The sequence below is a fragment of the Amycolatopsis sp. genome, from assembly GCF_035546795.1.
In the GTDB taxonomy this organism is placed as follows: Bacteria; Actinomycetota; Actinomycetes; order Mycobacteriales; family Pseudonocardiaceae; genus Amycolatopsis_E.
On record NZ_DASZWC010000026.1, the window covers coordinates 86080 to 100694 of the forward strand.

General features: G+C 70.0%; 15 protein-coding genes. 10 read left to right on the top strand and 5 right to left on the bottom strand.

Going from position 1 to position 14615, the window contains the following annotated elements:
• The first annotated feature begins 144 nt into the window (after nt 1-144).
• Together rmuC and VHD82_RS17000 are read left to right on the top strand one after the other, a co-directional pair.
• Nucleotides 145-1062 (top strand): DNA recombination protein RmuC, encoded by a 918-nt coding sequence (gene rmuC / locus VHD82_RS16995; protein ID WP_325704100.1) that lies wholly within the window; start codon nt 145-147, stop codon nt 1060-1062.
• A 342-nt stretch (nt 1063-1404) separates the two neighbouring features.
• A complete protein-coding gene (locus VHD82_RS17000) occupies nt 1405-2454 on the top strand; it encodes a DUF6542 domain-containing protein (RefSeq protein WP_325704103.1) in 1050 nt (349 codons plus the stop codon).
• A gap of 155 nt (nt 2455-2609) precedes the next feature.
• On the opposite strand, the gene VHD82_RS17005 is transcribed toward VHD82_RS17000, so the two are convergent.
• Nucleotides 2610-3581, bottom strand: coding sequence for a 4-hydroxy-3-methylbut-2-enyl diphosphate reductase (locus tag VHD82_RS17005; RefSeq protein WP_325704106.1), 972 nt, complete (start codon nt 3579-3581; stop codon nt 2610-2612).
• A gap of 392 nt (nt 3582-3973) precedes the next feature.
• Between VHD82_RS17005 and VHD82_RS17010 the strand changes: the two genes are divergently transcribed.
• From VHD82_RS17010 to VHD82_RS17035, 6 genes are all read left to right on the top strand, one after another.
• The gene (locus VHD82_RS17010) at nt 3974-4789 is read left to right on the top strand and encodes a lipid droplet-associated protein (RefSeq protein WP_325704109.1); all 816 of its coding nucleotides are present in this window, start codon (nt 3974-3976) and stop codon (nt 4787-4789) included.
• A 127-nt stretch (nt 4790-4916) separates the two neighbouring features.
• A complete protein-coding gene (gene xseA / locus VHD82_RS17015) occupies nt 4917-6173 on the top strand; it encodes an exodeoxyribonuclease VII large subunit (RefSeq protein WP_325704111.1) in 1257 nt (418 codons plus the stop codon).
• 3 nt (nt 6174-6176) lie between these two features.
• Nucleotides 6177-6575, top strand: a complete 399-nt coding sequence (locus VHD82_RS17020; RefSeq protein WP_325704114.1) for a hypothetical protein — start codon at nt 6177-6179, stop codon at nt 6573-6575.
• Nucleotides 6538-6780: an exodeoxyribonuclease VII small subunit gene (locus VHD82_RS17025; protein ID WP_325704116.1), complete on the top strand. Its 243-nt coding sequence runs from the start codon at nt 6538-6540 to the stop codon at nt 6778-6780. Before VHD82_RS17020 ends, VHD82_RS17025 begins: the two co-directional genes overlap by 38 nt.
• Nucleotides 6781-6864: 84 nt before the next feature.
• Complete coding sequence (gene glpX, locus VHD82_RS17030) at nt 6865-7929, top strand: class II fructose-bisphosphatase (RefSeq protein ID WP_325704119.1); 1065 nt, start codon at nt 6865-6867, stop codon at nt 7927-7929.
• Nucleotides 7926-8717, top strand: a complete 792-nt coding sequence (locus tag VHD82_RS17035; RefSeq protein WP_414637530.1) for a S1 family peptidase — start codon at nt 7926-7928, stop codon at nt 8715-8717. Before glpX ends, VHD82_RS17035 begins: the two co-directional genes overlap by 4 nt.
• 399 nt (nt 8718-9116) lie before the next feature.
• On the opposite strand, the gene VHD82_RS17040 is transcribed toward VHD82_RS17035, so the two are convergent.
• A complete protein-coding gene (locus VHD82_RS17040; RefSeq protein WP_325704122.1) occupies nt 9117-10139 on the bottom strand; it encodes an NAD(P)/FAD-dependent oxidoreductase in 1023 nt (340 codons plus the stop codon).
• A 70-nt stretch (nt 10140-10209) separates the two neighbouring features.
• Here VHD82_RS17040 and VHD82_RS17045 point away from each other — a divergent pair, with 70 nt between their 5' ends.
• Nucleotides 10210-11607, top strand: coding sequence for a class II fumarate hydratase (locus tag VHD82_RS17045; protein WP_325704125.1), 1398 nt, complete (start codon nt 10210-10212; stop codon nt 11605-11607).
• Between the two features lie 6 nt (nt 11608-11613).
• Here the strand turns inward: VHD82_RS17045 and VHD82_RS17050 are convergent, their stop codons facing one another.
• Nucleotides 11614-12303 (bottom strand): zf-HC2 domain-containing protein, encoded by a 690-nt coding sequence (locus VHD82_RS17050; protein WP_325704128.1) that lies wholly within the window; start codon nt 12301-12303, stop codon nt 11614-11616.
• 153 nt (nt 12304-12456) lie between these two features.
• Here VHD82_RS17050 and VHD82_RS17055 point away from each other — a divergent pair, with 153 nt between their 5' ends.
• Nucleotides 12457-13011, top strand: a complete 555-nt coding sequence (locus VHD82_RS17055; protein WP_325704131.1) for a sigma-70 family RNA polymerase sigma factor — start codon at nt 12457-12459, stop codon at nt 13009-13011.
• A gap of 4 nt (nt 13012-13015) precedes the next feature.
• Here VHD82_RS17055 and VHD82_RS17060 read toward each other — a convergent pair whose 3' ends face one another.
• Both VHD82_RS17060 and VHD82_RS17065 read right to left on the bottom strand, forming a co-directional pair.
• Entirely contained in the window at nt 13016-13918 is a 903-nt protein-coding gene (locus VHD82_RS17060; RefSeq protein WP_325704341.1) for an NADP-dependent oxidoreductase, read from the bottom strand.
• A gap of 86 nt (nt 13919-14004) precedes the next feature.
• Entirely contained in the window at nt 14005-14583 is a 579-nt protein-coding gene (locus VHD82_RS17065) for a TetR/AcrR family transcriptional regulator (protein ID WP_325704134.1), read from the bottom strand.
• Nucleotides 14584-14615: the final 32 nt, after the last annotated feature.

Consider the following 14615-nt stretch of genomic DNA (forward strand, 5'->3'; position numbering starts at 1 on the left):
ACCCTTGGCACACAAGTAAACCAGCGCCGGAATCCGGGTTGGATTCACCCGATAGCGCAGCCTGGGAACGGCCCGTTGCGCCGATTCTGTCGGTGGCCTGCGCCATGATGCGGGGCAAGTGATCCGAACAGGAAGGAGGCGGGCGTGGCGTCCACCGTGATCAGCACCGCGGCCATCGTCATCGCGCTGGCATTGGTGGTGGCGATCGCCTTGCTGTGGCGGCTCTACAACGACAGCCTGCGCCGCGCGGACGCCGCGGCGCGGCAGGTCGAGGCGGAGCGTTCACGAGTGGATCAGCAGCAAGCCGCCCTGCGCCGGTACGAGGTCGCGTTCGCCTCGATCAGCGGCCGGGGCGAGTTGGGTGAACAGGTTCTGGTGGAAACCGCGCGGGCGCTCGGGCTGCGGGAAGGGCTGCACTTCACCCTGCAGACCGACCTCGCGGGCGGCGGCGCGGCGAAACCGGATCTGGTGCTGCGGGTGGGTGGCGATCGCACCGTTCCGGTCGACGCCAAGGCGAGCATGGCCTGCTGGGCGGAGGCGGTCGAGACGAACGACGCCGACGAACGGCTGGACGCGTTGCGGGTGCATGTCCGCAATCTGCGCTCGCGGGCGGCGGAACTGGCGGGGAAGGGCTACCAGCGCTGGGCGGACGGCATCTACGGCACGGTGATGTTCGTCCCGTCCGACGCGGCGGTGGTGGCCGCGCTCGACACCGACCCCGAACTGCTGCGGTGGATGCTCGACCGTCGTGTCTTCCTGTGCGGACCCACGGGGTTCGCGGTAGTGGCTTCAGCGGCGTTGTTCGCGGCGAGCGACCGGGCGGTCGTCGAGGACATCGAACGCGTCCGGGGCGGGGCCGCGGCCGCGCACCGGGCGGCAACCAACGCCGCCGAAGCGGTCAACCTGTCCAGTACACATCTGCAGCGGTTCCTGTCCGCACGAAGGCGCGAACTGGACGCGTTGGAGAGCTTCCGGACCGCAGTGTCGCCGTTGACCGAAGCCGCCGCGAGCCCCTCCGAAGTACCCGCGATCCGGAAGGGGGACGAGCTAGCCGCAAGCTGACACGTAGGAGTCCGTGGCGGACCGGCGAAATGCCCCGTTCCTGCCTTGGCCACCCGATTCGCGGCTCGATCACTCGGTACCGGAGCCGCGGCCGGGGACCACAGGACGACGGTTCCCCGGGGAGCACGCACCGTGTCCATCCCGCTGCGCGAGGCATCCCAACGCGAGATCTCGGCGCCGGCCGTCACGGGCCTCTACGTAAAAGACTGATTGCCAACACACCTGACATCCGGTAAACACGCTGGTCAGCGCGATGCAGGCAGGCCACAAGCGAGGCCCGGCCAGGGCAACCACACGGAGCGGGAAGCGCTTGGCGTCTTCCACGAGTTACGGTGTTGCGCTGTGACCGCCATTCGCGATCGGCAGAGCGCCCCTGACGCCGACGAGGTAGCCGTTCCTTGGGACGAGCGTCCCGTCGTCGGTGACCGGCGCGGGCTCCCCTGGTGGGGAGCAGTGCTGCTGGCGTTCGGCCTGGCCATCGTCGGTGCGATCGTCGACGTGCAAATCGGCGGCTCGCTCGGCTGGTTGTTCTACACCTGTTACGTGATCGGCTCGCTCGCCGCGATCTGCGCGGTTCAGCGGCGCAGCTTGTTCGGACCAATGGTGCAACCGCCGCTGATCCTGGCGGTCACCGTGCCGGGCGTGGTGCTTCTGGTTTCGGGACTCCCGGCCAGCAGTGACACCTTGGCGAAGGCGCTGGCGGTCGGTACGCCGCTGATCAACGCCTTCCCGACGATGGCGATCACGACCGGATTCACGCTGGCGATCGGGATTTTCCGGATCTACCGCGAGCGGGACCCGAAGGCTCCGGTGAAGGGTTCGAAGGCGGATGCCGCCGCCGCGGCCAAGAAGCGCCCGCCGGCCAAGGGCCCGGGTCGTGACGGTGCGTCCCGCCCTGGGCGGCCGGCACGAGACGGTGCGCCCGGCCGTGAAGGTGGGCGTCGTGACCGTGAGGCCGCCGCTGCGGCCCGCGAGGGTGCCCCCAGGCGGGATGAGGCCGCAGCGAAGCGTGAGGGCGCGGCGCGCGGACGTCGGCCTGCGGAAGGGCGTCCTCAGCCGCCGCGCAAGCCTGCCGCGGATCAGCACCCGTCACTGCCGCTGACGCCACGACGTCCGCGGCCGGAGGACCCGCCCCGGCGCGGGGAGCGCGGCGGGGAGCCCGGTGCCCGTGAGCGGAAGCCACCGCCACCGGGTACGCGGCGGCCGCGTCCGCCCGAGGGCGAGCGTCGGCGCGGCGGTGAGGACCGCGGTAGTGCGGACGATCGGCCGCGGCGGATGCCGCCGCGAGGTGACGGTGACCCGCGAGGCGGTCAGGGCGATCCGCGGCGTTTTCCCGGGCGGCGGGGGAATCCGCCGCAGCGCGGGCGGCGGCCGTGGGACGGCGAAGAGTGACTGGGAGCTACGAAGCTCCGGTCAAGCCGTTCGTTCCTTGTTGCCCTGTATAGGAATTTGTCCGTCGGACAAACAGCACATGACGCTCGCGCGTGGGCAGACATGAGGTCTGGACCATGCCCGAGCGCCGATTGGCCGAGCCGTCAGCGGCGGGACTACTTGCCGACTTTGCTGCGCAGCTCGCGTGGTAGCGCGAAGGCGATCTTCTCGTTCGCGGTGGTGACTTCCTCGACCTCGCCCCAGCCACGCTCGGCGAGCCAGGCGAGCAGGTCCATGACGAGCACGTCCGGCACCGAGGCACCGCTCGTCACGCCGACAGTGCCGACACCGTCGAGCCAGGACTCGTCGACCTCGCGCGCGAAGTCGATCAGGTGCGCGTCCTTCGCGCCCGCCTGCAGCGCGACTTCGACGAGCCGCTTGGAGTTGGAGGAGTTGCGCGAACCGACCACGAGCACCAGGTCGCATTCGCCGGCCATGGCCTTCACCGCGACCTGACGGTTCGAGGTGGCGTAACAAATATCGTCGCTGGGCGGGTCCGCCAGGTCCGGGAACCGCTCCCGCAACTGGTCTACGCGCTCCATGGTCTCGTCCACGCTGAGCGTGGTCTGAGAGAGCCAGACCACTTTGGACGGATCGCGGATCTCGGCCTTGGCGACGTCGGCCGCGGTGTCGACGAGCTGCACATGGTCCGGCGCCTCCCCGGAGGTGCCCTCGACCTCCTCATGGCCCTCGTGGCCGATCAGCAGGATGTCGTAGTCGTCCTTGGCGAACCGGTTGACTTCCTTGTGCACCTTGGTGACCAGCGGGCAGGTGGCGTCGATGGTGCGCAGGTTCCGTTCCTGCGCTTCGGCGTGCACCGCCGGGGAAACGCCGTGCGCGGAGAACACCACCAGCTCGCCCTCGGGCACCTCGGATGTCTCGTCGACGAAGATCACGCCGCGCTCGCGCAGCGTGTCGACGACATGCCGGTTGTGCACGATCTCCTTACGGACGTACACCGGCGGCCCGTAGAGCTCCAAGGCCTTCTCGACCGCGATCACGGCGCGATCCACACCGGCGCAGTAACCGCGCGGTTTGGCCAGCAGCACTCGCTTGGCGGACTCGGGGGAAGGTGTCCCTGCACTCATATCCCCCAGGGTACGGCCCACGGCCGGGTGCTCGCGGAACGGCCGCTTCCGCCCCGGTCACACGCCACTACCACCGGAAATCCGGACCGCGACGCACCTGATGCCACCAGCTTGGGATGCCACCCGCTTGGGCGCACCCCTGCACCAGCCACGCCACGCCACAACACGCGCTGCCGCGCCGCGCCGCCCGAGTGAGCCCCAGGTGCCGAGCCGACCCTCCGGCCGCACCCGGTTCGAGGCTCTCTAACCCAGGACCGCCCGCTGCCGCGGCGGCGTTTATGCGCCGGGGTGGCGTACTGCCGGCGGGCCGACATTGTGCGGCCCGTCACGTCGGGTGGGCCGTTGGTCTTGATCGGTTGGGCAGGATGGCCTACTTGCGGCACGCTGTACGCATGAAGCCGCTCCCGCTCCCCCTCCGTGTCGCCGCGGGCCTGGCCGTGACGGCTGCCGAACACGCCCGTGAACTGCCCAAACAGGTCGCCGGACTGCCGGTCACGGTGTTCTCCCAGGTCCTCCAGTTCTCGATGCGCCTGCAGCAGCACGTCACCGAGCTGGCGATCAAGGGCGACGAGGTGCTCTCCTCCCTGCGCCCGGTCGAGGAGGCGCCGAGCTGGGCCACGTTCGACGAAGACCTCCCGCCGGCCGAGGAACCCCGTTTCGGCAACGGCAACAACGGCCATCGGCCGGTCACGGTGCTCAGGGACGTGAGCGACAGCGCTCCCGAAGTGAGCCCCCGCGACCCGTGGGAGCAGGAGGAGGAGGCGCTCGCCGAGGACCACGCCGACGGCGAGTTCGACAGCGCCAACGGGAGTGTCGGCGACCGCGCGCTCGGGAATGCCGGCGAATTCGACGGCAGCAGCGACACGAGCCTGGGCACCGACACGAGCCTGCACACCGACACCGCGAGCATCAGCGCGGCGAGCGAAGCCGGCCGCGCAAGCGGCAATAGCGACGCCGGCCAGGGCGCTGGGGTGAGCGGCAGCACGGGTGCCGGGTCCGGGCCGATCGGGCTGACGAACTACGACGAACTGACGCTGCCGCAACTGCGCGCCCGGCTGCGCCGTCTGTCCCTCGGTCAGCTCGGGGAACTACTGGCCTACGAGCGCGAGCACGGCAACCGGCCGTCGTTCGTCGGGATGCTCACGCGCCGGATCGGCAACGTGCAGCGGCTTGCGGACAGTGACGGGCCGGAGACCAGCGAGCTTTGAGTCGCCGCTGAGCGTCGCGCACCAGCACCGTCGCGCCGCCGAAAACCGAATGTCACCGGCGGCCCCCGCCTCACAACGGGAACAGCCGGCGACCAGCCAACCACAACCGAGGTCAGGAAAACAGCCGGTGACCAGCGAAACGACCGCGGCCAAGGAACAGACCAGCGCCGAAAACCCCTGGCCGGTCCGCACCGTCGCACGCAAGATCGCCGACTGGGTGCACCGGCTCGGCGCGGTCTGGGTCGAGGGCCAGCTCACCCAGATCTCCGCGCGCCCCGGCACGTCGACCGCCTTCCTCACCCTGCGCGACCCGAGCGCCGACGTCTCCATGACGGTCACGTGCCCGATGCGCCTGCTGCGCGGGGTCGAGCCGCCGCTGCGGGAGGGCGCCAGCGTGGTGGTCTACGCCAAACCCACGTTCTTCCTCGGCCGCGGCACGATCAGCTTGCGTGCCAGCGAAATCCGCGCGGTGGGCATCGGCGAGCTGCTCGCCCGGATCGAACGGCTGCGCCGTCTGCTGGAGGCCGAGGGCCTGTTCGCCAGGGAACACAAACGCCGGCTTCCCTTCTTGCCCAAGGGAATCGGCCTCATCACCGGCCGCGCGTCCGCTGCCGAGCACGACGTACTCGCCAACGCGCACGCCCGCTGGCCCGCCGCGCCGATCCAGGTGATCAACACCGCCGTGCAGGGCCCGACCGCCGTCCCGCAGATCCGCAAGGCACTGTCCATTCTGGACGCTGACCCGAACGTCGACGTCATCGTCATCGCACGAGGCGGGGGCAGCGTCGAGGACCTGCTCCCCTTCTCCGACGAAGCGCTCTGCCGGGCGGTCGCCGCCGCGCGCACGCCTGTGGTCAGCGCGATCGGGCACGAACCCGACACCCCGCTGCTCGACCACGTCGCGGACCTGCGCTGCTCGACCCCGACGGACGCGGGCAAACGGATCGTGCCCGACGTCAAGGAGGAAACCGCCCGCGTGCACCAGATGCGCGACCGCGCCCGGCGCGCCCTGCACGGCTGGGTCGACACCCAGTGCCGCCTCCTCGACCAGCTTCGCAGCCGCCCCGTGCTCGCCGATCCCTTCGCGCCGGTCGAGCGGCGCCGGGAGGACGTCGAGCTGCACCGCGAACGCGGCCGCCGCGCGATGCTGAACACGTTGTCCCACGAGCAGGCCGCGATCGCCTCCGCGCGGGCGCGGCTGACCGCGCTCGGCCCGGCCGCGACGATGTCGCGCGGCTACACCGTCGTGCAATATCCCGACGAGGCAGGCAACCTCCAGGTACTCCGATCCATCTCTGAAGTAGCGGAGGGAACCCCGCTGCGCGTGCGGGTCGTCGACGGGGCGGTCCACGCGACGGTCACCTCGACGGAACCAGGAGAGTAGGAAGTGCGAGCCCCCACGTTCCTCCCGCTCACCGCGGACGTCGCCGCGCGCGCGGGAGCCAGGGCTGTGCTGCGCGAAGCCGCCGAAACCGACGAAGCCGCCAACGCCTGCTGGGCGTCGCTGCTCGCCGGCTGCGCGGCCGTGAACCGCTGGGGCCTGGACACCCACCTTCGACGACTGGCCGAGGTGACCGCCAGGCAGGTGGGCACGAAGTGGTGGTTCGGCGAGGGCGCGGAGTACCGGCGGCGGGTCGCGCACGCACAGGGTTACGTCGAGGATGCGATCACTGAGAGTGACGGCCAGGAGTTCGCCCAGGCCTTCATGGGGTACGACCACGCCATGGCGAGCGCGCTAGTGTGCGCTGATGAGCGACGCCCAGGAAAACACCGAGCTCGGCTATGAACAGGCCCGCGACCAGCTCGTCGAGGTGGTGCGGGAGCTGGAGGCCGGCGGCCTGTCGCTGGAGCAGTCGCTGTCGCTGTGGGAAAAGGGCGAGCACCTCGCGAAGGTCTGCGAACGGCATCTCGAAGGCGCCCGCGAACGCATCGAAACCGCGCTGAAATCGGTCGAGGACGACGAGGAGCCCGCTGCCGGAGACGGACAGTGAGCTTTGCCATGCGGATGGCGGCCTGAGTTGTCGGCGGCGTCTGAGAGAATCGACCTCCGGCCAGCACCGACCCTGGAGGCATCAATGTCGAGCGGCACCCCGTCCCCCAGCACTGAGCGACGCAAGGAAGCGCCCGATCGCAACCTCGCGATGGAGCTGGTGCGCGTCACGGAGGCGGCTGCGATGGCGGCAGGCCGCTGGGTCGGCAAGGGCGACAAGAACGGTGGTGACGGCGCCGCGGTGGACGCGATGCGCCAGCTCATCTCCACGGTTTCGATGCGTGGCGTAGTGGTCATCGGCGAGGGCGAAAAAGACGAAGCGCCGATGCTCTACAACGGCGAGGAGGTCGGCAACGGCGACGGCCCGGCCTGCGACGTGGCGGTCGACCCGATCGACGGCACCACGCTGATGGCCAAGGGCATGCCCAACGCGCTGGCCGTGCTGGCGGTCGCCGAGCGCGGTGCGATGTTCGACCCGTCCGCGGTGTTCTACATGGAGAAGCTGGCCGTCGGCCCCGAAGCCGCCGGCGCGATCGATCTGTCCGCGCCGATCGCGGAGAACATCCGCCGGGTGGCGAAGGCGAAGCACAGCGGCGTTTCCGACGTGACGGTCTGCATCCTGGACCGGCCGCGGCACGAGCAGATCATCAAGGAGGTCCGCGACGCCGGTGCGCGGATCCGGTTCATCTCCGACGGTGACGTGGCCGGCGCGATCGCGGCGGCCAGACCGACGACGGGTGTGGACCTGTTGGTCGGGATCGGCGGCACGCCGGAGGGCATCATCGCGGCCTGCGCGCTGAAGTGTCTCGGCGGCGAACTGCAGGGACGGTTGTGGCCGAAGGACGACGCGGAGCGGGAGAAGGCGCTCGCCGCTGGGCACGACCTCGACCGCGTACTGACCACCAACGACCTGGTCCACGGCGACAACGTGTTCTTCTGCGCCACCGGCGTGACCGACGGTGACCTGCTGCGCGGCGTGCACTACCGCGCGGGTGGTGCCACCACGCAGTCGATCGTGATGCGCTCGAAGTCGGGCACGGTGCGCCTGATCGACGGTTATCACCGGCTGACGAAGCTGCGCGAGTACTCGGCGATCGACTTCGACGGCGCCCCGGGTGACGACGCCGATCTGATGCCCCCGATCCCGTGAGGCGCGCGCTGGCGATCACCGCGGGCTGCCTGCTCACGGTGATCTTTTGTGTATCACCCGCGTCGGCGGTCCAGCCTGCGCTGGTCGGCGGTGTCCAGGCCGATCAGCCGTACCCGTTCGCCGCGGCGTTGCAGAGCGCTTCGGGCGAGTTCTTCTGCGGTGGCTCGCTGATCGACCCCTCCTGGGTGGTCACGGCGGCGCACTGCGTCGAAGGCCGCCGGCCGGACGCGTTCACCGCACGGGTCGGCAGCAACGACCGCACACAGGGCGGCGAGGTAGCCAAGCCGGACAAGGTCGTGGTGAGCCCGGATTACAACCCTTCGGGCGCCGGCGGGGACATCGCGCTGGTGCACCTGACCGCTCCGGTCCAGGCCGCTTCGGTCGCGATCGGTACGGACACGGCGCCGGGCACCAAGGTCCGGCTGCTCGGCTGGGGCCAGACCTGCCCGGACCCGAACTGCGGGCAGGCGCCGAACGTGTTGCAGCAGCTGGCGACCCAGCTGCTCGACCCGGCGAAGTGCACCGCCGCGATCGACGCGAAGACCGAGCTGTGCACCGACAATCCCAACGGGAACTCGGGCGCGTGCTACGGCGACTCCGGTGGCCCGGAAATCGCGCAGGTGGACAGCCGCTGGCTGCTGCTGGGCGTGACGAGCCGTCCCGGCAACAACTCCTCGACCTGTGCGACGGCGCCCTCGATCTATACCTCGGCGGTCGCGTACACGAGCTGGATCAACGAGCAGCTCGCGCCGCCACCGAGCACAACCCCGACACCGCCGCCGGCCTAGTTGGATGGTCTTCGCGTCCTGCCACGTAGCGATGGCCTCGGGTCACCATGCGAGGCGCGCGTCGGGGCTGCGGGTGCCGCGGAAGTTGTCGAAGTCGGTGGCCACGGCTCCGGTGACGGCGTTCAGCGCGGTCTTGGAGCTGCGAAGGTCATGGTGTTCACGCCGGCGTTGTTGACCAGCACGTCCAGGCTGCCGCCCTCGATCCGAGATCGCCGCCGCGACCGGACTGTCCGACTCCGAGTTCGGTGTGCTCAGTCGCCTTGAGGACCTCGGGGGCGGTGTGTTGCGCCAGATGCCAGACCTGTACCCGCCGAACTGCACTGGCCACCGGAAGCCGACCGACTGTCCGATGTAGACAAACCGGCGGCCGTCACGAACGTTCTGGCCCGCTACACCTGGTCATTCGACGTTGCTGGAGTGCCCGGGGAACAGGTGTGCTTCCGGGTCGAGCGCGACAGCGATGTTGTTGACCGCGGTGGCCGCTTCGCCGAATCCGGTGGCGATCAGTTTGACCTTGCCCGGATAACTGGCCACGTCGCCGGCCGCGTAGACGCGGTCCCGGGCGGTCGCCATCGTTGAGTCGACGGCGATCGCGCGGTGGTCGATCTTCAGCCCCCAGTCCTCGATCGGGCCGAGGTCGGCGGTGAACCCGAGCGCCGCCACCACGGTTTGCGCGGGCAGTACCAACGGCTCGGCTCCCTTGGGCTGCACGGTGATTTCACACAGCTGGCCCGCGCTGTCCGCCCGCATCTCGGTCACCTCGGCGTCGGTCACCAGCCGGACGCCGAGCCGCTGCGCTTCTCGCACGATCGAATCGGCGGCGCGGAACCTGCTGCGACGATGCACGAGCGTCACGCTCGCCGCAACGGGATGCAGCGCCAGCACCCAGTCGAACGCCGAGTCACCGCCGCCGACGACCACGACATCGTGCCCGGCGTGCGCGTCCAGCGCGGGCACGAAATGCACCATGCCCCGGCCGAGCCAGCCGTCACCGGCGGGCAGCGGCCGCGGCGTGAACTCGCCGATCCCGGCGGTGATCAGCACGGCGCCCGCACGGATGACGTCGCCGCCGTCGAGCAGGACCTCCAGCCCCGGCTCGGCCTGTCGCAGGCCTTCGGCCTTACGTCCCAACAGATATCGCGGGTTCCACGGCGCGGCCTGCTCGACGAGGCCCTTGATCAGATCCCGGCCGCGGATCGCCGGGAACCCGCCGACGTCGTAGATCATTTTCTCCGGGTACATGGCCGTGACCTGGCCGCCCGCCTCCGGCAGCGAATCCACCACGGCTGTCGAAAGACCGCGGAATCCCGCGTAGTACGCGGCGAACAATCCCGTGGGTCCCGCCCCCACGATCAGCAAATCGACCGACAGCTCCTGAGGCGCGCCCACGGCGTACCGCCCTTCCGCAGTGATCTCTGGCATTGCGATCCTAGCTACTTCACGTGCGCAAGCACACGAAGCGGGCGCGGTCGGGCTGCGCGAGACTGGCGTTATGGCTGAACAGGAATACCGGATCGAACACGACACGATGGGCGAAGTGAAGGTGCCCGTCGACGCGCTGTACCGGGCCCAGACCCAGCGTGCCGTGGAGAACTTCCCGATCTCCGGCCGCGGGCTCGAGCGTGCCCAGATCCGCGCACTCGGCCTGCTCAAGGCGGCTGCCGCGCGCGTGAACGCCCGGCTCGGGGTGCTCAAACCCGAGGTCGCCGAGGCCATCGCGGAAGCCGCGGACGAGGTCGCCGAGGGCAAGTACGACGAGCATTTCCCGATCGACGTGTTCCAGACCGGTTCCGGCACCTCCTCGAACATGAACGCCAACGAGGTGATCGCGACACTGGCGAGCCGCAAGCTCGGCACCGACGTGCACCCGAACGACCACGTCAACGCGTCGCAGTCGTCGAACGACACCTTCCCGACGACCATCCACGTCGCCGCGACCGAAGCCGTGCTGACCGACGTCATTCCCGCGCTCGGTCACCTCGCCGCGACGATCGAGCAGCGCGCCGGGGAGTGGCAGGACATCGTGAAGTCCGGCCGCACCCACCTGATGGACGCCGTGCCGATCACGCTGGGCCAGGAGGCAGGCGCTTGGGCCGCGCAGGTGCGTTACGGCATCGAGCGGCTGCAGTCCGGGCTGGAGCGCCTCGGCGAACTGCCGATCGGCGGCACCGCGGTGGGCTCCGGGCTGAACGCCCCTGATGGCTTCGGAGCGTCCGTCGCGGACGAGCTGGCGCGGGTCACCGGCCTGCCGCTGACCGAGGCGCGCAACCACTTCGAGGCGCAGGCGAGCCAGGACAGTGTGGTGGAGACTTCGGCGAATCTGCGCACGGTCGCGGTCTCGCTGAACAAGATCGCGAACGACCTGCGCTGGCTGGGTTCGGGGCCGCGCACCGGGCTCGCGGAACTGGCCCTGCCGGATCTGCAGCCGGGCTCGTCGATCATGCCGGGCAAGGTGAACCCGGTGATCCCGGAGGCGACCCTGCAGGTGGTCGCTCAGGTGATCGGCAACGACGCGGCCGTCGCGTTCGCCGGTTCGCAGGGCAACTTCCAGCTGAACGTGAACCTGCCGGTGATCGCCCGCAACGTGCTCGAATCGGCACGGCTGCTCGCCGCCGTTTCGCGGCTGCTGGCGGACAAGGTGTTCGCGGGCCTGACCGTGAACGAGGACCGCACGAAGGCATACGCCGAAGGTTCGCCATCGATCGTGACGCCGCTGAACAAGTACATCGGTTACGAAGAGGCGGCGGCCGTCGCGAAGCAGGCGTTGAAGGAGCTCAAGACGATCCGCGATGTCGTGCTGGAGCGGGGCTACATCAAGCAGGGCAAGCTGACCGAGGCGCAACTGGACGAGGCACTGAACGTGCTCCGCATGGCGCGCGGCGGCAAGTAGCGACGGTCACGCCACGTTCCGCCGCGGCGGCGCCGGACGTCCGGCAGGTCCGGGACTGACGTCCCCGGCCGGTTCGCCCGCGCCATACCTGCCCGGCCTCGGCCTGCGCAGCCCGCGGCCGCCGAGCAGCGCCGTACACACCACGCCGAGCAGGAGCGGCACGTGACCGACCAGCCGGTACCAGCCGACCGTCCCCTGCACGATGTCGAACAGCGACAACACCACCAGCACGCCCGCGAAACTGCACAACACCGGCAGCTGGCTGCGCGCCCGCCCCGGCCGCGCGGCGACCCAGAGCAGCACGACCCCGACAGCGAAGTTGAACGCGACGGCCTCGTGCTCCATATGCGAACCCGGGTCGACCAATCCGTCGCTGCCCATCGGCTGTGGCAGGAACAGCTGCGAAACCACGATCGAGAACTGCGAGATCGCCGTGAACACCAGCGCCCAGCGCGGCCAGTCGATCGGACCGGACCGCCGGGGCGGGGCGAACCCGGCGAGCACTTCCTCGGTCACGTCGGGCGTGTCCGTCGCCTGCTCGATGCGGACCAGCCTGGACACCGCCGCCGCCTCGTCCCCCCACCACACGCACGCCGGGCAGCGGCTCAGGTGCGCCTCCAGCGCGGCCGGCTCGACGCCGGGGTCCTCGCCGTCGAGCGTGGCCGAGATCGCCTCGCGTGCGGTCGTGCAATCCATATCCCTATTGTCGTTCGTCTCGGGCGAATAGTTCCTTCACCGGACGTGGCAAAAAACCCGGCTCCGATTTCACAGATCGGACACATCCCCTTGATCCGGGGTTTCCCCGGCACCATAAAGTCCTCGGCACGAGTCCGTGGAGAGGACGCAGCAGTGGATGACGACGAGATCACGCGGAACGCCTTCCGCGCCGCCCGGGGCGACGAGGTGTCCGCCGAGCGCTTCGTCGCGGCGACCCAGCGTCAGCTGCACCGGCTGCTGACCTACCTGTCCAGCCCGGCCGTGGCCGAGGACCTGATGCAGGAGACCTACCTGCGCGCGTTCGCCTCGCTGCCCGCGTACGAGGGGCGCTCACCGGCGCGGATGTGGCTGCTGGCGATAGCGAAGCGGGTGGCGGCCGACCATCTGCGCGCGAACCGGCGGCGCCCGCTGACGAGCAACACCGAGGACTGGATCGCGACCGCCGAGCTGAACGGGGCGCACAGTCCCGACCACGGCCGGGTCGTGGTGCTTCGACGGCTGATCAAGGAGCTGGATCCGGAACGGCGGGAAGCGTTCGTGCTGACCCAGGTGGTCGGGCTGTCCTACGCCGACGCCGCCGAGGTCTGCGACTGCGCTGTGGGCACCATCCGGTCGCGGGTATTCCGGGCCCGGGAGGAACTGACCTCCGCGATGCGCGCCGGCGAAAGCCGCGTCTCCAACGGCTGAGGCCTTACCCGATCACCAGCACGAGCTTCCCGCGCACGTGGCCTTCCTCGCTGACGCGGTGCGCCTGCGCGATCTCGGCGAGCGGGAAGGTCTGCGCCACCGGCAGCGCGAAACGCCCGGACTCGATCAGCTCACCGATCCCGGCGAGCGCGTGGAGCGCGCGGCCGGCGTCCCCCCGACTGAACAACACCCCGTGCTTTTGCGCGCCGGCGAAATCGGCGATGGTCACGACGTGTTCCGTCCCGCCCGCAAGCTCGATCAACTCCGGCAGGACGCCGCTACCGGCCACGTCGAGCGCGACATCGACACCGTCGGGCGCGAGCGCGCGAACCCGCTCGACGAGGCCATCGCCGTACGCGACGGGCTCGGCCCCCAGCGAGCGAAGGTAGTCGTGGTTGGCCGGGCTCGCCGTGCCGATCACGCGCGCGCCGCGCGCCACAGCGAGCTGAACCGCCGCGCTGCCAACGCTTCCGGAGGCGCCGTTGACCAGCAGCGTGCTGTCGCTCCCAACGCCGAGCTGGTCGAGCGCGCGGGTGGCCGTCTCGATGGCGGCCGGGAGCGCGGCAGCGGCCGGGAAATCAAGCGACGGCGGAATCGGCGCGTAGTGCGACAAGACCACCAGCTCGGCCTGCGCCGCTTCCTCGGCGGAGAAGCCGAACACGCGATCGCCGGCGGCTACGTCCGAAACACCCGCGCCGAGCTCGTCGACGACGCCCGCCGCTTCGTGGCCCATGGTCTGCGGGAGCTCTTCGTCCATCAGACCCCGGCGCTTCTTCCAGTCGCTCGGGTTGATGCCGGCCGCGCGCACCGCGATCCGGACTTCACCGGGCCCCGGATGCGGATCGGGCAGGTCCACGACCTCAAGGACCTCCGGCCCACCGAACCGGCTGAATCGAACCGCCTTCATCCTGCTCCGATCCCCACTCACAAGGTCGCGGTTGCCGCGCGAACGGCAGTCTGCCAGCCACGTATGGGCAGCGCCGTCCGGTACCATTAGGTGGCCGACTCCAGCAGCTGCTTCGCGATCCGCTTGGCGCTGGCGACAGCCCAGGGCACCACGTTCAGTGACGCGGCCACCGTGGCGCCTTCGAGCAGGATGAACAGCGATTCCGCGAGCTTCCCGGCGCTGCGCAGCCCGGCCGCTTCGGCCAGTTCACGCAGGTAGCCGAGCATCCATTCCTTCTGGGCCTTGATCGCCTCGCGGCCGGGATGCTCCCCGTCGGGCAGCTCGGCATGCGCGTTGACGAAGCCGCAGCCGCGGGAATTCTCCGTGGCCATCCACTGCTCGAGCGCATCGAACACCAGCAACGGCCGCCTGACCGGGGCGGTGCGCGCGCCGTGCGCCACCACCGCGAGGACGTGCGCCCGCCAGCGTTCGTCACGGCGGCGCAGGTACTCGGCGACCAGCGTCTCCTTGGCGCCGAACCGATCGTAGAGGGTCTTCTTCGTCACTCCCGCCGCGGCGGCGATCGAATCCACACCTACCGCGTGAATCCCGTTGGCATAGAACAGTTTCCCGGCGACTTCGAGCACCCGCTCCGCCGCCGGGGTCAAGGTCCGGGTCTCGCTCATCCCTTGACAATATACCGATCGGTATAGCTACG